Here is a 17180-nt window from a genome sequence, read left to right as displayed (position 1 = left end):
CCGGCAGGCCGACGCCTCAGATGCCCGGCGGGGTGCCATCGTCCGACTCAACCCATTCGACAGGAGACCTTCCATGCGTCGACGTCAGTTTCTCGTGGGGGGCGCCGCAGCGGTCGCGGGCCTCGGCTTCTGGTCCACGCGCGGCACCGCGGTCGCCGAGACCTTCCCGGTGTCGATGAGCGACGCCGCGTGGAAGGCCAAGCTCGACCCCGACGCCTACGCGGTGCTGCGCCAGGAGGCGACGGAGCGCCCCTTCTCCAGCCCGCTCAACCATATCGAGGGCTCCGGCCTCTTCCACTGCGCCGGCTGCGACACGCCGGTCTACTCCTCCGCCACCAAGTTCGATTCCGGCACGGGCTGGCCGAGCTTCTGGCAGGCGGTGGACGGGGGCGTCGCCACCAAGACCGACCATGTCCTCGTCTACGCCCGCACCGAGGTCCACTGCGCGACCTGCGGCGGCCATCTCGGCCACGTCTTCGACGATGGCCCCCAGCCCACCGGCAAGCGCCATTGCATCAACGGCGTGGCGATGCGTTTCGCACCAGGGCCGGTCTCGTCCTGAGCCTTTGCGGGTGCGGCGCAGGCCGTTAGCCCTCCGTCAAGCTTTCGGGTTCTTCATGGTCGAGTGGGATCGCCCCGCATTGAACCCGAGGCGATCCGACGCCATATCGAAGGTCAGTCGAGAGCGGGTGCCGATGTCTTGGGCCTGCATTCGATAAGTCGCTTGAAACAAGGACTTGCCGTGCGATGAACCGGATTGCGCCATTTTCCAACCCCCTGCTCCTCGGGTTCGACGGGGTGGAGAAGACGCTCGAACGCCTGGGGAAGGGCGCCGACGGCTACCCCCCCTACAATATCGAGCGCATCGCGGCGGAAACCGCCGGGGTGAGGGGAACCGCCATCCGCATCACGCTCGCGGTCGCCGGGTTTCGACCCGAGGACCTCGAGATCACGACCGAGGAGAACCAGCTCACCATCCGCGGCTCGCAGACCGACCGCGGCGACCGGGAGTTTCTCCATCGCGGCATCGCATCGCGCCAGTTCCAGAAGAGCTTTCTGTTTGCCGACGGCATGCGGATCCTCGGGGCTCAGCTCAAGAACGGCCTTCTGATGGTCGATCTCGCCAAGCCCGAGCCCGAGCGCGTGGTGAAAAAGATCGAGATCGCAGTCGAGGATTGAAACTTCCGGCTCCGCTCTCCCGTTTGCCTTAGAAGGAGACGTTCATGACACAGTTCCAGCCGTTCGGTCCCCAGTCCCCGAGCGACGTCAAGCAGGTCGATCTGGCCGCCATCGGCGAAGGGCATCTGGCCTATCTCAGGCGCATGTCGTCCGACGATATCCGTGCCCGGTTCCCGTCCGCCCAGTCTATCCGTCCGGGCCTGAAGCTCTGGGCTCTCTTCTCCGCCGACGGCACGCCACTCGCGGTTTCCGACGACCGCGGCTCCATTCTGGCGAGCGCCACCGAGAACGAACTGATGACGGTGAGCCTTCACTGAGACGCGAACGGGTCGGCAAGGTCGAGCATGAGACCCCTCGGCTCGATCGATCGTCGCGGTTGCTCTCACGATGAAGTGTACGATGATTGGCCGGGGATCTGGTTCGCCAGATGTCCGGCTTTTTCGTGCGCCGGCCCGAGCGGGTTCGAGCGCTCCGGTCAGCCCGCCGGCGGGGTCTGCGTCATCAGGTGATGGATGGAGGCGGCATCACGGGACGCCCGCAGGTCCCGCACCGTCTGGGGATGGCGCAGCATCCGCGCGATCTTCGACAGCGCCTTCAAATGGTCCGCGCCCGCCGTCTCGGGGGCGATGAGAAGGAAGACGAGGTCGACGGGCTGATCGTCGAGCGCCTCGAAATCCACAGGCTTCACCAGACGTCCGAACACCCCGCGAATGCGCGGCAGCGTGGCCAGCTTGCCGTGGGGAATGGCGATGCCGTTGCCGATGCCGGTGGAGCCGAGGCGCTCACGTGCCAGCACGGTCTCGAAGATCTCGCGGCCTTCGAGCCCGGTCATCTGCCCGGCGCGCTCGCTGAGGTCCTGAAGGATCTGCTTCTTGGAATGCGATCGAAGCGCGGGGAGGATCGCACCCTCTTCGATGAGTTCGGATAGATGCAAGGTCAGACTGCCCTTCGCCTTCGCACCGGCCAGCACGGGGGACGGTCCGCCCTCGACGCTGCAGGCCGGCCCGTTCTTTCAGGTCCCGTTACCACCGGGACGGGTGGCCGTCTGGCGACGGCCACTCTTCTCGTTGTAGGGCGCCGCGTATCAGACCTTGGCGCGCAATGTCGAGGGGTCGATCCAGCCGACGTTTCCATCGCCGCGGCGATAGACGATGTTGATCTCGTCGCTGGCGCCGTTCTTGAAGACCACGACGGGGCTGTCGCGGCGGTCGAGTTCCATCACCGCGTTGGCGACGCTCATCGTGCCGACGATCAGCGAGGTCTCGGCGATCACGGCCGGAGCGAAGTCCTCGGCCACGTCTTCCGCCTCGTCGGGCACCGGACTCATGACGGTGTAGGCCACCTCGCGCGAGGTGTTGGCGTTGGCCTTGTGATCCTTCAGCCGCCGCTTGTAGCGGCGCAGGCGCTTCTCGATCTTCTCCATCGCCTCGATGAAGCTGGATTCGGGATCGTGGGATTCACCCGCCGCCTGGAAATAGACGCCGCTGTCGAGATGCAGCGTGCAGTCGGTGGTGTAGCGGGAGGCCTCCCGCGAGAGCACGACCGCACCGGAGAAGTTGCCGTCGAAATACTTGGTGACCTGCTCGTCGAGGCGCTCCTCGATGCGTGAGCGGAAAGCCTCGCCGACATCCATGTGACGGCCCGATACACGAAGTCCCATTCGTTTCTCCTTCCAATCGTCCGGCGGCCGTCCCGAGCGACGGATCGAGCGCTGAGGGCCGGTGCCGTCTTATCGAAGGCTTGCGCCCGGCTTTTCGTTCCGGCTGCCGAAGGCTTTCATTCGAGACCATATCGGCGCCCCGCGATAGTCTTCGAAGGTGCCGGGCGCGAAAAAGCCGGGGGTCGCGTGTGCGGGGCGGGCGGGCGCCAGTCGTGGTTGCGCCGAGCTCAGCCGGCGAGGCGCCGGGCGTTCATCTCGCGGCGGCGCTGGACGGAGGAGGGGAGGCCGAGCGCCTCGCGATACTTGGCGACCGTGCGGCGGGCGAGATCGATCCCGTCGGATTTCAGAGCCGCGGCGATGTCGTCGTCCGAGAGCACCGCGCCGGGTCGCTCACCGGCGATCATCCGGCCGATGCGCAGCTTCACGCTCTCGGCGGAGTGGGCGTCGCCCCCGTCCGAGGAGGCGATCGAGACGGTGAAGAAGAACTTCATCTCGAACGTGCCGCGGGGCGTCGCCACGTACTTGTTGGCGGTGACGCGGCTGACCGTCGATTCGTGCATGCCGATCGCCTCGGCGACGTCCATCAGCGTCATCGGCCGAAGCCCGGAGACGCCTTCGCTGAGAAACCGGTCCTGGCGCCGGACGATCTCGACGGCGACCTTGAGGATGGTGCGGGCCCGCTGGTCGAGCGATCGGGTGAGCCAGGTGGCGTTCTGCTGGCACTGGGCGAGGAAGGAGCGCTCCTCCGTCGAAGCGGCGCCGCGCAGCACCTCCTGCGCATACTGCTGGTGGACGAGAATGCGCGGGAAGGCGTCGGCATTGAGATCGACCTGCCAGCCTTCGCCCCCGGCGGCCGGGCGCACCACGACGTCGGGCAGCACCGGCTCGGCCTCGCCGGGCGACAGGCCCGCACCGGGGCGCGGATCGAGGCGGCGGATCTCGCCGAGGATCTCCATCAGCCCGGCTTCGTCCTCGCCGGTGATCCGCGCCAGCGCGGCGAAGTCGCGCCGCGCCAGAAGCGGCAGGTGGTCGAGAACGGCGGCGATCACGGGATCGAAGCGGTTCTGCCGGCGCAGTTGCACGGCAAGGCATTCGGCAAGCGTGCGAGCGAAGAGGCCGGCGGGCTCGGCCTGCGCCTGCAGGCGCGCGAGCAGCGCCTCCGTCGCGTCCGGCGCAAGACCCAGCGCTTGCGCGCGCTCGGCCGTGCCGGGCCCGAGATAGCCGGCGGCGTCGAGATCGGCGAAGAGGACCTCCGCCAGCCGTCGTTCGGTGGGATCGGCGAAGACGTCGGATATTTCCGCGAGTGCATGGGCATGCAGCGAGTGCGGGCCGGAACCGGCCGTCTCGATCGGATCGGCCCCATCGAAGCCGCCGGAGCGCTCGCTCTCGCCCAGAGAGCGAAGGGCGGGCAGGAAGGCGTCGGGATCGTCGGCATGCGGGGCAATGCCGTCGTCGCTGCCGTCCGCGAAGGCGGCGCCGTCCGCGCTGGCGCCGGTGAGCGGCGCTTCGGATGCCTCGCCCGGCGGGAGGGCGGGCGCATCTTGGTCGCTTGGCCCGACCGGCTCTCCCGCCTCGACGCCGGCGGCGATCTCGATGATCGGGTTGGCCTCGGCCTCGCGCTCGAGAAAGGCCTGCAACTCTGCATGATGGAACTGGAGAAGGCGGATCGACTGCAGCAGCTGCGGCGTCATCACCAGCTGCTGGCTCTGACGGATCTGGAGGTTCACCGACAGATTCATGAAATCGTCTCGCCTCCTGTCAGCCGTTGCGGGCCGCGGGTCGGCGATGCCGGCGCCTCGCGGGGCGGCGAGGCCTCATGCCTGTCACCGCCCACTCAGGAGACTGGTCCCGAACTTGCTTGTCAAGGCCGCCCTCACCTCTGGGCCGGGCATCCTGCACGGTTCGGAAGCAGCGTCAGTAGGTGAACTGCTCGCCGAGATAGATGCGGCGAACGTCGGCGTCCTCAACGATGTCCTGCGGCGAGCCGTGGGTCAGAACCGCGCCGGCATGCATGATGTAGGCGCGGTCGATCAGGCCGAGCGTCTCGCGCACGTTGTGATCGGTGATGAGGACGCCGATGCCGCGCCGCGTCAGGTGGCGCACCAGCTCCTGGATGTCGGCGACGGCGATCGGATCGACGCCCGCGAAGGGCTCGTCGAGGAGCATGAAGGTTGGGCGCGAGGCGAGCGCGCGCGCGATCTCGCAGCGCCGCCGCTCGCCGCCCGAGAGCGCCGTGGAGGGCTGCTTGCGCAGATGCGCGATGCGAAATTCCTCCAGCAGCGCCGTAAGCTGGCGCTCGCGCTCGGCCTTGTCGGGCTCCACCATCTCGAGGACGGCGCGGATGTTGTTTTCCACCGACAGGCCCCGAAAGATCGAGGCTTCCTGCGGCAGGTAGCCGATCCCGAGGCGCGCCCGCCGGTACATCGGCACCGAGGTGATGTCGTGGCCGTCGAGCTCGATGCGCCCGCCATCCACCGGCACGAGGCCGGTGATCATGTAGAAACAGGTGGTCTTGCCCGCGCCGTTCGGCCCGAGCAGGCCGACGGCCTCGCCCCGGCGTACGGCGACGTCGACGCTGTCGACCACGCGCCGTCCGCGATAGGTCTTGGTGATGCCGCGCGCCACGAGCGTTCCGGCCGACGGGTGCACCGTGCCGGCGCCGTCCGGCGTCGCCAGCCCGGGAACGCCGGAGCGCGGATCGATCGCCAGCGAACCGGGATCGCTGGCGGGAGCGTCCCAGCGCGAGGTGTCCTGCGGGCGGGCGGGCGGCACGGGGCGGCCTGCGCCCCCGAGATCGGGCGATTGGGTCAACGGAACTCCGAGGCTGATGTCGGGCGCGGCGGCATTCGAGGAAAGACCGGGCCGTGCGGCGCCGGTGCCGGAATCAGGGCTGCTGGCCTGCGCCCGGCGAGAGCAGCATGCGAACGCGCCCGCCCGCACCGCCGCCCGAGGCGCCGCCGCAATCCTTGCTCTGCAGGCGCGCGACGCCGGTGTCCATCTTGATGCGCAGGATGCAGCCGGTCGCGACGTTCTGGCCCTGGCTGAGCACGACGTCGCCCGAGAGCACGGCGACTTGCGTCGCCATGTCGAAATCGGCCTTCGAGGCGGTTGCGACCTGGTCGGCGGACTTGATCGTCACCTTGCCGGTGGCCTCGATGCGGCTGATGTCGCTGGAGCCGCCGGGCATGTTGCTGCCGGCGGCAGCGGCGGGCTTCGGCGTCGCGGCGGTGCCCTCGGGCTTGCGCACGTAATGGACGAGCAGCTTCTCGGCGTTCATCGAGGTTTCGCCCTGCTGGACGCTGACATCGCCCGAGAAGGTCGCGAGCGAGTTGGCGTCATCGACGTCGAGCTGGTTCGATTCGATGGCGATCGGCTGGTCGCCCTGGACCTGCAGCCCGCCGAAGGAATTGCCGAAGCCCGGGCTCTGCTGGGCGAGCGCTGGCGCGGTGAGGGCGAGACCGGCCAGAAGGAAGGCCGCGGCGCCGGTGCGAAGGGTCGGGATCATGGTTTCGGCTCGCTCGAAGGGGGCTCGGCCCCCGGAAGTGGGGAGGATGGGGATGCGGAACTGGCAGTGGGCAGGAGCGTCAGCTTCACCCGGTCGCGGAACGACAGGGAGCGACCGCTCTGCGTGACCACGAGATTGCCGGCCTCGAGCCGCTGGCTCGGCGTGGTGATCGACACGGGACCGCTGCCGGTCATCTGACCGTCGGCGAGCGACACGTCGGCGCTGCGCAGCGTCATGCGCACGCCGTTGGAGGCTTCCACGGTGATGTCGTCGTAGAGGCGCAGCATGTTGCCCTGCGTATCGTAGCGGCCCTTCGTCGCCTGCAGCTCGGCCGTCGTGTCGTCGCCGATCGTCAGGTTGGCGCGCACGCCCTCGAGATCGATGCCGGAACCGCCGAGCGCCTGGATCGCGCGGGCGGCGACCATCGAATAGGGCCGGTTGTTGCCGTCGACGCCGGACATGCGGGGATCCTGCATCACCAGCCGCCCGTCGACGATGCTGGTGGAGGCGAAGGCGACGTCGGCGGGCAGCGCGCGGGCCAGCCAGGTCACGGCCAGTGCGCCCACGACGATCACCGTGGCGATGGCCGGCAGGCCGATCTTCAGGCGGCGCACCCAGCGCGAATGCCGGTCGGCGCGCAGGAACTCGCGCTCCGAGCGTCCCGAACGCTGCGCCTCGCCGACGGCGATACCATCGGTCTCGTGCCGCCTCGTTCCCTGTGCGCCCATGCTGCCTTCCAAGCTCGTTTCCGTCCTCGCTTCGATGCGGCCGGCGGCCGGCGGATCACGTCGTGTGTTCATGATACATGATATGAGGTTTTTACATGGTAAATCGACCCTTGGTTGCCGCAGCGCTCCCGCTTGTGAAGCCGGCACGGGCATCGTATCGCTCAGCTCGGGTGCGGACGACGGGCGTCTTCCGCTGGCACGGGGCCGGGGCAGGGCGAGACGCATGGACGCACAAGGCATCATCGATCGGCGGCGATTGCGCCGCAAGCTCGGCTTCTGGCGGATCGCCGCGATCCTCGGTCTGGCGCTGGCCGCCATCCTCCTCGCTATCGCCTCCGGCTGGCGACCGGGCGCGAGCCTCGGCGAGCGGATCGCCCGCGTCAGCATCGAGGGCCTGATCACCGAGGACGAGGACATGCTCGAACTCCTCGATGACCTGAAGGACGACCGCAGCGTGCGGGCCGTGATCGTCAAGGTCGATTCGCCCGGCGGCACCACGGTGGGCGGCGAGACGCTGTTCAACGCCGTGCGCGACCTTGCCGCCGTGAAGCCCGTGGCCGCCGAAGTCGGCACGCTCGCGGCCTCGGCCGGCTACATGGTGGCGATGGCCACCGACCGGATCGTCGCGCACAATTCCTCGATCGTCGGCTCGATCGGCGTCATCTTCCAGTATGTCGACGCTTCCGTGCTGCTCGGGCGCATCGGCGTCGACGTCGAGGCCGTCAAGTCGGCGCCGCTGAAGGCCGAACCCTCGCCCTTCAAGCCCGCAGCGCCCGGCGCGCGCGAGATGATCGGCCGCCTCGTCGACAATTCCTTCGGCTGGTTCGTGCGGCTCGTCTCGGAGCGCCGGGCGATGCCGGAGGACCAGGTTCGCATCCTCGCCGACGGCTCCGTCTTCACCGGCGAGCAGGGGCTGGCCAACCGCCTCGTCGACGCGCTCGGCGGCGAGCGCGAGGTGCGCCGCTGGTTCGAGGAGGAGCGCGGCGTGCCGGAGGGCCTCGAAATCGTCGATCGCGAGCCGAAATCGAAGGATTCGCGCTTCGGCTTCCTCACCGGCGCGCGCGCCGCGGTGTTCTCGTGGATCGGCCTCGACCCGAAATCGGAAAACCTCGGCCAGGCCCTGTCGCGCGCCACCGGTCACCTTGACGGGATGGTGTCGCTCTGGCAGCCTCCCGCCCGATGAGTTGTGCCGAGATGCGGTCTGCAACCTGTTGAAATCATGACGAGTTTGATAGGCCCTCTCTGGGGCTTCGCTCGCCGACAGTTCCGCCGAAGGCCCGAGGAAACCCTGCCGTGATCAAGTCCGAACTCGTCCAGATCATCGCCAGCCGCAACCCGCATCTCTACCAGCGCGACGTCGAGACGATCGTCAACGCGATCTTCGACGAGATCACGCAGGCCCTGTGCGACGGCAACCGCGTCGAGCTGCGCGGCTTCGGCGCCTTCTCGGTGAAGAACCGTCCGCCCCGCGCCGGCCGCAACCCGCGCACCGGCGAATCGGTGGAGGTCGAGGAGAAGTGGGTGCCCTTCTTCAAGACCGGCAAGGAACTGCGCGAGCGGCTGAACGACGAGGCCTGACGGGACGGGCGCCCGCTCGCACGAAGGCGCCGATCGCCTCGATCGGACCGACGGCGCTCACGCCTCTACGTTTTAAGCGATTGACGCGGGGCGTTTGCGGTTTATCTCTGCGTCCACGCGCCGGATCGCCGCCGGCTCGCGGTTCGAATGGCGTGCTTGAGCGGAAAGTCCGATGGTCTCGAAGATCCTCTCCTTCATCATCCTGGTGCCGCTCGCGATCGTGCTCGTGGTGTTCTGTGTCGCCAATCGCGAGGCGATCAGCGTCTCGCTCGATCCGATCGGCACCCTGCCGCAGCTCGCCTTCCAGGCGCCGCTCTTCGTGCTCCTGATCGGCTCGCTCATCCTCGGCCTGCTGCTCGGCGGCGTCGGCACCTGGATGACGCAGAGCCACTACCGCGCCAAGTCGGCCCGCCGGCGCCGCGAGGTCGAGAACCTCAAGCACGAGGTCGAGCTGTCGAACGAGCGGCTGCGTCGCCTTCGCGAGGAGCGCGACCGCGAGGACGTCGCCCGGCAGGCGACCCTGGCGGCGCTTCCCGCCGTTTCGAACAATGCTCGCGCGTTGGCCGGTCCGCCCGTCGCCGCCTGACGCCTTCGGGTTTCGGACCAACTCTTCAGACTCAGAGCCGGCGGACCTTTCGAGGACGCCGGTTTTTTCGTGTCGATCGGGCCGGGGTCGTCAGGCGACGGCGTTCGCCGCGGCCGGTTCGCCCGCCGTGCAGCGGGCGGCGAAGCAGTCGAAGAACTGCCCGGCCAGCTTCTTGGCGGTGGAGTCGACGAGGCGGCCGCCGAGTTGCGCGATCTTGCCGCCGACCTTGGCGTCCACCGAATAGGTCAGCACCGTCTCGCCGCTGTCTTCCGTCAGATGCACGTCGGCGCCGCCGGAGGCGAAGCCCGCGATGCCGCCCTTGCCCTCGCCGACGATCGAATAGCTCTCGGGAGCGTTGATGTTCTCCAGACGCACCTCGCCGGTGAAGGTCGCCTTCACCGGGCCGACCTTGGCGACCACCGTCGCGGCCATCCGGTTGCCATCGGTCATCTCCAGGCTCTGGCAGCCGGGGATGCAGTCGCGCAGGACCGCCGGGTCGTTGAGCAGCGCCCACACGGTCTCGCGCGGCGCGGCGAGGCGGTATTCGCCCTTCAGGTCCATCGTCGGTCTCCTCCCGTTTCCTTGGCCGTCGGCATTCGCGTTCGGCTCTCGCAGAATGACCCCGCGCACGCGCTTCCACAAGGCGCGCGCGGGCCGGGGCGACGGCGCGGCCCCAAGCCGTTTGCGGCGGAGGCGTCCGATACGCTAAGAGCCGGTCCATGACGAAGAACCGAAACGAGACGCGCGGGGGCCGAGGCGAGCCCGATCGCGCCCGCCCGAAGGGCGGCGAGCGCCCCGTGCGCGGCAAGCCCGGCCCCGATCGGACCGGACGCGACGCGCCGGCCGGCGCCAAGCGCGCGGCCGACACGCGCCCGGCGCCGGCCCGGCCGCTTGCCGTGGACGGGGAGCCCACCGTGCGGCTCAGCGCCGAGGAGCATGCGCGCGAGGGCCGGCGCGACCGGCCCGCCGTGATCTGGCCCGCGGGCGCACGGCCGGAGTTCCGCGCACCCGTGGTGCTCACCGTCGAGCCCACGGCGGACTATGCGCTTCTCGATTCCGGCGACGGCGAGAAGCTGGAGCGCTACGGCCCGCTCACCATCCGTCGCCCCGAGAACCAGGCGATCTGGCCGCGCCGCACTGGCATCGACTGGGAGGGGGCCGACGCCGTCTTCACCGGGGACACCGACGAGGAGGGCACCGGGCGCTGGCGCTTTTCCAGCGAGGCGATCGGCGAGACCTGGCCGATGCGCCAGGATGCGCTGCCCTATCTCGGCCGCTTCACCTCGTTCCGCCATGTCGGCGTCTTCCCGGAGCAGACCGTCCACTGGCGCTTCATGACCGATGCGATCGAGGCCGCGCTCGACACGGGCTCCAAGCCGGTGCGCGTCCTCAACCTCTTCGGCTATACGGGCCTTGCCTCGCTGCTCGCCGCGCGCGCCGGCGCCGAGGTGACGCATGTCGACGCCTCCAAGCGCGCCATCGCCTGGGCGCGCGAGAATGCCGAGATCGCCGGCCTGTCGCAGAAGCCCATCCGCTGGATCTGCGAGGACGCCGTGCGCTATGCCGAGCGCGAGGCCAAGCGCGGCTCGCACTACGATATCATCCTTCTCGACCCGCCGAAATTCGGCCGCGGTCCGAAGGGCGAGGTCTGGCAGATCTTCGAGGACCTGCCCTATCTTCTGGCGCTGATGCGCCAGCTCCTGTCCGAGCGTCCGCTGGCGCTCGTTCTCACCGCCTATTCGATCCGCTCGTCCTTCTACTCGCTGGCCGCCCTGATGGGCGAGCAGTGCCGGGGCTTGGGCGGGCGGATCGAATCGGGCGAACTCGTCATTCGCGAGGCGGGCGAGGATGCCCGCCTTCTTTCCACGTCGCTCTTTTCCAGATGGGTGTCCGCTTGACCCGAGACCGCGAGGGCCCCGCTGCCCCGACGCCAACGCCGCGCCGCCCCGAAACCGTGGCGCCCGGCCGCGTCAAGGAGGTGACGAGCGTCTCCAATCCGATCGTCAAGGACATCCGCAACCTCGCGCTGAAGAAGCATCGCGAGGAGACCGGGCTGTTTCTCGCCGAGGGGCTGAAACTTGCCATCGACGCGCTCGACGCCGGCTGGACGCTGGAGACGCTGATCGTGGCGCGTTCGCAGCTCGACAACGAGTTGCTGGCCAAGACCGCGGCCCGCACGATCTCGGTCGGCGCCGACGTGCTGGAGGCCAGCGACAAGGTTCTGGCCGCCATCGCCCGGCGCGACAACCCGCAGAGCGCCATCGGCGTCTTCCGCCAGAAGACGGTGCGCGCCGACAAGATCGAGCTCGGGCGTGACGGCTTGCTCGTGGTGCTCGACCGGGTGCGCGACCCCGGCAATCTCGGCACCATCCTGCGCACCGCCGATGCGGCCGGCGCCAAGGGCGTGGTGCTCGTCGGCGAGAGCGTCGATCCGTTCTCGCTGGAGGCGGTGCGCGCCACGATGGGCTCGATCTTCTCAGTGCCGGTGGCGCGCATGGACGAGGCGGCCTTCCTGCAGTTCCGTCGCGGTTTCAACGGTTTCGTGGTGGGAACCCACATGCGCGGCGAGACCGACTATCGCACGCCCGCCTACGGCAAGAAGCCGACGCTGCTGCTGATGGGCAACGAGCAGGCCGGCCTCTCCGAGCCGCTGGCGGCGGCGTGCGAGACGCTCGTGCGCATTCCGCAGGTCGGGCGGGCCGACAGTCTCAATCTCGCCGTCGCCACCGGGCTGATGATCTTCGAGGCGCGTCGCGGGAGCCTTTCGCTCTGATGTCGCGCATTCTCTCCGGTTTCACCGTCGTCGCGCTGGCGGTGGCCGCCGACCAGCTGGTCAAGCGTCTCGTGGTGGAGGGGCTGGGGCTCGGCGACGCCATCGAGATCCTGCCCTTCCTCGCCATCTTCCACGCGCGCAACGAGGGCATCGCCTTCTCGATGCTGAACGGGCTCGACGGCCTCGGCCTCGCGGCCATCGCCGCGCTCGTGCTCGTCTTCGTGCTGTGGCTCTGGTGGAACACGCCGGCCGACCGGCGGCTCACCCAGTTCGGTTTCGCAATCATCGTCGGGGGCGCCATCGGCAACCTCATCGACCGCGTCAGCCTCGGCTACGTCGTCGATTACATCCTGTTCCACACGCCGGTCTGGAGCTTCGCGGTGTTCAACCTCGCGGACGCCTTCATCACCGTGGGCGCGGCGCTGATCCTTCTCGACGAGTTCCTGCTCGGTCGCCGTCGCAAGCGCGAGGGCGCCGAGCCCTCTTGAGGATCCCGTGAAAACGGCGGCGCGGCGCTCACGCGCCTGTGATCCGCCACGCTTTTGGCTTGATGGCGGGCCATGAACGAAAGCCCGCCGACCGGGGCTGCGCCCCGCGTCATCACCCTGTCGCGCCGGGGCGCTAACCGGCGAGCGCCGCCATGGAGGCGCGGTGAGGAGACGAGCCATGGGTGCCTATGCCAGAATAGAGACGCGCACGGCCAAGGTCGCGCGAATCGCAGAGCCGTTCGGGACCATGATGAAGTCGATGCTGCCCTCGTCGCACCGGCGGCCGCCGCTGCCGCTCGACCCGCAGGCGCCCCTCCTCGGGCAGATCGGCTCGCTCGAGGTGCGGCTGGCGCGCTCCAAGGACGAGATCCGCGCCGCGCAGGAGCTGCGCTACCGCGTCTTCTACGAGGAGATGAGCGCCAAGGCTTCGCCGATCCAGAAGGTGACGCGGCGCGACCGCGATGCCTTCGACCGAAACTGCGACCATCTCCTGGTGCTCGACCGGGCGCGCGGCGGCGAGACCGCCGGGCAGATCGTCGGCACCTACCGGCTGCTGCGCCAGTCGCAGGCGCTGCACACGGGCGGCTTCTACACGGCGCAGGAGTTCGAGATCGACGGGCTTGTGGCGCGCCATCCCGACAAGCGCTTTCTGGAACTCGGCCGCTCCTGCGTCCTCAAGGACTACCGCTCCAAGCGCACGGTGGAGCTGCTCTGGCAGGGCATCTACGCCTATGTCGTCCAGCACCGGATCGACGTCCTGTTCGGCTGCGCCTCGCTGGCGGGCACCGATTCGGCGGCGCTCGCCGGCCCGCTGGCCTTCCTGCGCGACAACGCGCCGGCACCCGAGGCCTGGCGCGTGGCGGCCGTCCCGTCGCGCCGTGTCCCGTTGCCGGCCGACGCCGTGTGCCTCGACGCCAAGCGCGCGCTCGGCGCGCTGCCGCCGCTCCTGAAGGGGTACCTGCGGCTCGGCGGCTATGTCGGCGAGGACGCGGTGGTGGACCGCCAGTTCAACACGACCGACGTGCTGATCGTGCTGCCCTTCGAGAACATCAAGCAGCGCTATCTCACGCATTTCGGCGGCGAGGCGACTCGCACCGCGGCCTGACGGAGTCGTGCCGCACAGCGCAGCGGGAGCCGAAGCCGGTTCCCGTTGCGCGGTGCGGTTCTCCGACGCCTACTGGTCGATGCGCACCACGGCGCGCGTCGCCATGTCGACGATCACCGGGCGGCCCTCGAAGTAGAAGTAGCCGTAGACCTTGTTCTCGCCGACCGTCGCCAGCTCGATCGTCTGCGGGACGGAGGCGCCCAGACTCGGCGCGCCCGTGTTGCTGACGTCGGCAACGGGATGGTCCACCGCATACTGGTAGACGTTGACGCTTTCGGTGCCCTGCGCGAGGGCGCCGGTGACGGACGCCAGCGCCAGAACCACGCCTGCCGTGAGCGTCCTGAGGAGCGATGTCTTGCCGATGGTCCGCATGATTGTCCTTCGCTTGCCGCCGGTTGGTGGCGGCGAGCCGTCTATGTGGGGATAAGCCTTCTCACATCATAGGCGTTGGGCGAAATGATGGAAGGCCGGGATACTGCACCGCACTTGAACCCTTCTACACCGGCTCCGTTGAACCCGCGATGAACGAGGCGGATTCTTCCGGCATCGCGGTGACGGCAGCGCGTCCCGCGCCACGGGCATGTCCCCTGTGAATCCTGGGGAGTTCGCGGGCGCCGGCGCCGCTTCGGTTCCGCCGGCCGGCAATCTCAGCTAATCCAGTCCCCATGCTGGAGATCCTGCGACCCGACCGCGCCCTCATCGCCGCCGAGCCCCAAGGCTCCGGCGATCCCGGCCCGACGCCGATGATGGCGCAGTTCCTCGCCATCAAGGCCGCGCATGCCGACTGCCTGCTGTTCTACCGGATGGGCGACTTCTACGAGCTGTTCTTCGACGATGCGGTGGAGGCCTCGCGGGCGCTCGGCATCACGCTGACCAAGCGCGGCAAGCATCTGGGCGACGACATCCCGATGGCGGGCGTCCCCGTGGTCTCGGCCGACGACTACCTGCAGAAGCTGATCGCTCAAGGCTTCCGCGTCGCCGTCTGCGAGCAGGTCGAGGATCCCGCCGAGGCGAAGAAACGCGGCGCCAAGTCCGTGGTGAAGCGCGACGTGGTGCGGCTGGTGACGCCGGGCACCATCACCGAGGAGACGCTGCTCGAACCCGGCCGGCCCAACCACCTGATGGCGATGGCGCGCATCGGCGGCGGCGAGGGCGAGGTGGCGCTCGCTTGGACCGACCTCTCCACCGGTCAATTCCGCGTCGCCGCCTCGACGATCGAGGCGCTCGGCGCCGACATCGCGGCGGTCGAGCCGTCCGAGATCGTGGTCGCCGACACGCTGTCGCGCGACGAGCGTTTCGCGCCCCTTTTTGCCCGCCTCGGCCGGCGCGTGCGCTTCGAGCCCGCCGTGCTCTTCGACGGGGCGACCGCCACCGAGCGCCTCTGCCGCTTCTACGAGGTGGCGACGCTGGAGGGGTTCGGCGCCTTCGGGCGCTGCGAACTCGCCGCCGCCGCCGCGCTGCTCGCCTATCTCGGCCGCACCCAGTTGAAGGCACGCCCGGCGCTGGCGCGGCCCGAGCGGGTGGAGGCCGGTTCCTTCATGCGCATCGACCCCGCGACGCGCGCCAGCCTCGAACTCAGCCGCACCACCACCGGCAAGCGTGCGGGATCGCTGCTGGCGACGATCGACCGCTGCGTCACCGGCGCCGGCGCCCGGCTTCTCGCCGGCCGGCTCGCCTTTCCGCTGACCGACCCCGCCGCCATTCGCGCGCGGCAGGAGAGCGTCGGCTTCTTCGTCGCCGAGGCCGGTCTTCGGGCCGCTTTGCGCGAGGCGCTGCGCGGCCTGCCCGACACCGAACGCGCGCTCGCGCGCCTCTCGCTCGACCGGGGCGGCCCGCGCGATCTCGGCGCGCTGGCCGTGGCGCTGCACCGCGCCGCCGAGATGGCCGATCTCGCCGCCGCGCCGGACCTGCCGGCCGAGATCCGGGCCGCACTCGATGATCTCGCGGCGCTGCCGGTTGCACTGATGGAGCGTCTCGGCCAGACGCTCGCCGACACGCTGCCGGTGAACCGGCGCGATGGCGGCTTCGTGCGCGAGGGCGCGCTGGAGGCTCTCGACGCCGCACGGGCGCTGCGCGACCACTCGCGCCGCGTCGTCGCCGACCTGCAGGCGCGCTACGCCGCCGAGACCGGCCTGCGCTCGCTGAAGATCCGGCACAACAACGTCCTCGGCTACTTCGTCGAGGTGCCGGAGGCGCAGGGGCCGGCGCTCCTGGCCATCCCGAAGGACGAGGGCGGCGGCTTCACCCATCGCCAGACGCTGGCCTCCGCCATGCGCTTCTCGACGATCGAGCTCGCGGGTCTTGAGACCCGCATCCGCGAGGCGGCGGCGCAGGCGCTGCGGCTGGAGCTGGAGCTGTTCGACGCGCTGCGGGCCGAGGTGCTGGCGGCGACCGACGCGCTGCAGCGGGCTTCGGCCGCGATCGGCGTCCTCGACGTGTCGTCGGCGCTCGCCGATCTCGCGGTCGCCGCCGACTGGTGCTGCCCGAGCGTCGACGCCAGTCTCGCCTTCCGCATCGAGTGCGGCCGCCATCCCGTGGTGGAGGCGGCGCTGAAGGCCTCGGCCACCGCCAGCTTCGTCGCCAACGACTGCGATCTCTCGCCGCCCGCGGGCTCCGGCAAGAAGACGGGCGGCGGCGCCATCTGGTTGCTGACCGGGCCCAACATGGGCGGCAAATCCACCTTCCTGCGCCAGAACGCGCTCATCGCCGTGCTCGCGCAGATCGGCGCCTACGTGCCCGCGACCTCGGCTCATATCGGCATCGTCGATCGCCTGTTCAGCCGTGTCGGGGCCTCCGACGATCTCGCCGAGGGGCGCTCGACCTTCATGGTCGAGATGGTCGAGACCGCCGCGATCCTCAACCAGGCAAGCGAGCGCACGCTCGTGGTGCTCGACGAGATCGGGCGGGGCACGGCGACCTATGACGGCCTGTCGATTGCGTTTGCCGCCGTCGAGCACCTGCACGAGGTGAACCGCTGCCGGGCGCTGTTCGCCACGCATTTCCACGAGATGACGGCGCTCGCCGCGCGCCTCAAGCGCCTGTCCAACGCCACGGTGCGGGTGAAGGAGTGGGAGGGCGAGGTGATCTTCCTGCATGAGGTGACGGCGGGCGTCGCCGACCGCTCCTACGGGATCCAGGTGGCGCGGCTCGCCGGCCTGCCGCCGGCCGTCGTGGAGCGCGCGCGGCAGGTGTTGACGCAACTGGAAAAGAGCGAGCAGGGCGAACGCCGCACCGCCTTCATCGACGACCTGCCGCTCTTCGCCGCCCTCAACGCGCGGGCTCCCGAACCACCGAAGGCACCGGCCGCGATCGAGGAACTGGCGGGGATCGACCCCGATGCGCTGAGCCCGCGCGAGGCGCTGGAGGCGCTCTACCGGCTCAAGGCGCTGACCGCGAAGGGCTGATGGCCGGCAGAGTGCCCAAGCCGAACCACGCCATCTTTCGTCGGTGACTGCACCCGATCGTGATGGCGCGACGCTTGACCGCGAGGGGCGTTCCTGAAGAGACGGGACGACGCCGCCGCTTCATGGCCGTGGCCCGCCCGCCGCGATTGACGACGCGGCCGGGTTGCATCACAG

At 69.5% G+C, this 17180-nt stretch carries 19 protein-coding genes; 11 read left to right on the top strand and 8 right to left on the bottom strand.

Translation table 11 applies throughout. The features are described 5' to 3' along the window. Window positions 1–73 precede the first annotated feature (73 nt). The 3 genes from msrB to AUL33_RS13155 all read left to right on the top strand — a co-directional run bounded on the left by msrB (window position 74) and on the right by AUL33_RS13155 (window position 1496). The gene (gene msrB / locus AUL33_RS13165) at window positions 74–562 is read left to right on the top strand and encodes a peptide-methionine (R)-S-oxide reductase MsrB (protein ID WP_062208708.1); all 489 of its coding nucleotides are present in this window, start codon (window positions 74–76) and stop codon (window positions 560–562) included. 185 nt (window positions 563–747) lie between these two features. Continuing rightward, entirely contained in the window at window positions 748–1179 is a 432-nt protein-coding gene (locus tag AUL33_RS13160) for an Hsp20 family protein (protein ID WP_062208705.1), read from the top strand. 44 nt (window positions 1180–1223) lie between these two features. Beyond that, window positions 1224–1496 (top strand): DUF1150 domain-containing protein, encoded by a 273-nt coding sequence (locus AUL33_RS13155; RefSeq protein WP_062208702.1) that lies wholly within the window; start codon window positions 1224–1226, stop codon window positions 1494–1496. 158 nt (window positions 1497–1654) lie between these two features. On the opposite strand, the gene ptsN is transcribed toward AUL33_RS13155, so the two are convergent. From ptsN to lptC, 6 genes are all read right to left on the bottom strand, one after another. Then, the gene (gene ptsN, locus AUL33_RS13150; RefSeq protein ID WP_062209043.1) at window positions 1655–2113 is read right to left on the bottom strand and encodes a PTS IIA-like nitrogen regulatory protein PtsN; all 459 of its coding nucleotides are present in this window, start codon (window positions 2111–2113) and stop codon (window positions 1655–1657) included. 150 nt (window positions 2114–2263) lie between these two features. Next, the gene (gene hpf, locus AUL33_RS13145; protein ID WP_062208697.1) at window positions 2264–2839 is read right to left on the bottom strand and encodes a ribosome hibernation-promoting factor, HPF/YfiA family; all 576 of its coding nucleotides are present in this window, start codon (window positions 2837–2839) and stop codon (window positions 2264–2266) included. Between the two features lie 227 nt (window positions 2840–3066). Next, window positions 3067–4578 (bottom strand): RNA polymerase factor sigma-54, encoded by a 1512-nt coding sequence (rpoN, locus tag AUL33_RS13140; RefSeq protein ID WP_062208695.1) that lies wholly within the window; start codon window positions 4576–4578, stop codon window positions 3067–3069. Between the two features lie 175 nt (window positions 4579–4753). Then, window positions 4754–5548 carry an LPS export ABC transporter ATP-binding protein gene (lptB, locus tag AUL33_RS13135; protein WP_374754435.1) on the bottom strand — a complete coding sequence of 265 codons (795 nt, stop codon included), beginning with the start codon at window positions 5546–5548 and terminating at the stop codon, window positions 4754–4756. Window positions 5549–5723: 175 nt separating this feature from the next. Next, a complete protein-coding gene (locus AUL33_RS13130) occupies window positions 5724–6344 on the bottom strand; it encodes an LptA/OstA family protein (protein ID WP_062208688.1) in 621 nt (206 codons plus the stop codon). Continuing rightward, window positions 6341–7072, bottom strand: a complete 732-nt coding sequence (gene lptC, locus AUL33_RS13125; protein WP_062208685.1) for an LPS export ABC transporter periplasmic protein LptC — start codon at window positions 7070–7072, stop codon at window positions 6341–6343. The genes AUL33_RS13130 and lptC overlap by 4 nt, the downstream gene beginning before the upstream one ends. Before the next feature lie 223 nt (window positions 7073–7295). Here lptC and sppA point away from each other — a divergent pair, with 223 nt between their 5' ends. The 3 genes from sppA to AUL33_RS13110 all read left to right on the top strand — a co-directional run bounded on the left by sppA (window position 7296) and on the right by AUL33_RS13110 (window position 9236). Further along, window positions 7296–8255 carry a signal peptide peptidase SppA gene (gene sppA, locus AUL33_RS13120; RefSeq protein WP_062208682.1) on the top strand — a complete coding sequence of 320 codons (960 nt, stop codon included), beginning with the start codon at window positions 7296–7298 and terminating at the stop codon, window positions 8253–8255. Between the two features lie 110 nt (window positions 8256–8365). Continuing rightward, window positions 8366–8650 carry an integration host factor subunit beta gene (locus tag AUL33_RS13115; RefSeq protein WP_062208679.1) on the top strand — a complete coding sequence of 95 codons (285 nt, stop codon included), beginning with the start codon at window positions 8366–8368 and terminating at the stop codon, window positions 8648–8650. Between the two features lie 172 nt (window positions 8651–8822). Next, entirely contained in the window at window positions 8823–9236 is a 414-nt protein-coding gene (locus AUL33_RS13110) for a lipopolysaccharide assembly protein LapA domain-containing protein (RefSeq protein ID WP_062208676.1), read from the top strand. Between the two features lie 90 nt (window positions 9237–9326). Here the strand turns inward: AUL33_RS13110 and AUL33_RS13105 are convergent, their stop codons facing one another. After that, window positions 9327–9797: a CoxG family protein gene (locus AUL33_RS13105; protein ID WP_062208673.1), complete on the bottom strand. Its 471-nt coding sequence runs from the start codon at window positions 9795–9797 to the stop codon at window positions 9327–9329. A gap of 158 nt (window positions 9798–9955) precedes the next feature. On the opposite strand from AUL33_RS13105, the gene AUL33_RS13100 reads away from it, so the two are divergent. The 4 genes from AUL33_RS13100 to AUL33_RS13085 all read left to right on the top strand — a co-directional run bounded on the left by AUL33_RS13100 (window position 9956) and on the right by AUL33_RS13085 (window position 13602). Beyond that, entirely contained in the window at window positions 9956–11134 is a 1179-nt protein-coding gene (locus AUL33_RS13100) for a class I SAM-dependent methyltransferase (protein WP_062208670.1), read from the top strand. Next, entirely contained in the window at window positions 11119–12009 is an 891-nt protein-coding gene (locus AUL33_RS13095; RefSeq protein ID WP_082652573.1) for an RNA methyltransferase, read from the top strand. The genes AUL33_RS13100 and AUL33_RS13095 overlap by 16 nt, the downstream gene beginning before the upstream one ends. Next, complete coding sequence (lspA, locus tag AUL33_RS13090) at window positions 12009–12497, top strand: signal peptidase II (protein ID WP_062208663.1); 489 nt, start codon at window positions 12009–12011, stop codon at window positions 12495–12497. The genes AUL33_RS13095 and lspA overlap by 1 nt, the downstream gene beginning before the upstream one ends. Before the next feature lie 178 nt (window positions 12498–12675). Then, window positions 12676–13602: a GNAT family N-acetyltransferase gene (locus AUL33_RS13085; protein ID WP_062208660.1), complete on the top strand. Its 927-nt coding sequence runs from the start codon at window positions 12676–12678 to the stop codon at window positions 13600–13602. Window positions 13603–13671: 69 nt separating this feature from the next. On the opposite strand, the gene AUL33_RS13080 is transcribed toward AUL33_RS13085, so the two are convergent. After that, entirely contained in the window at window positions 13672–13974 is a 303-nt protein-coding gene (locus tag AUL33_RS13080) for a DUF1236 domain-containing protein (protein ID WP_062208657.1), read from the bottom strand. Window positions 13975–14267: 293 nt separating this feature from the next. On the opposite strand from AUL33_RS13080, the gene mutS reads away from it, so the two are divergent. Continuing rightward, complete coding sequence (gene mutS / locus AUL33_RS13075; RefSeq protein WP_374754431.1) at window positions 14268–17006, top strand: DNA mismatch repair protein MutS; 2739 nt, start codon at window positions 14268–14270, stop codon at window positions 17004–17006. Window positions 17007–17180: the final 174 nt, after the last annotated feature.

Source organism: Aureimonas sp. AU12 (assembly GCF_001463705.1).
Taxonomy (GTDB): Bacteria; Pseudomonadota; Alphaproteobacteria; order Rhizobiales; family Rhizobiaceae; genus Aureimonas.
Note: the sequence above shows the minus strand (reverse complement) of the source record. Positions and strands in the feature narration are given on the sequence as shown.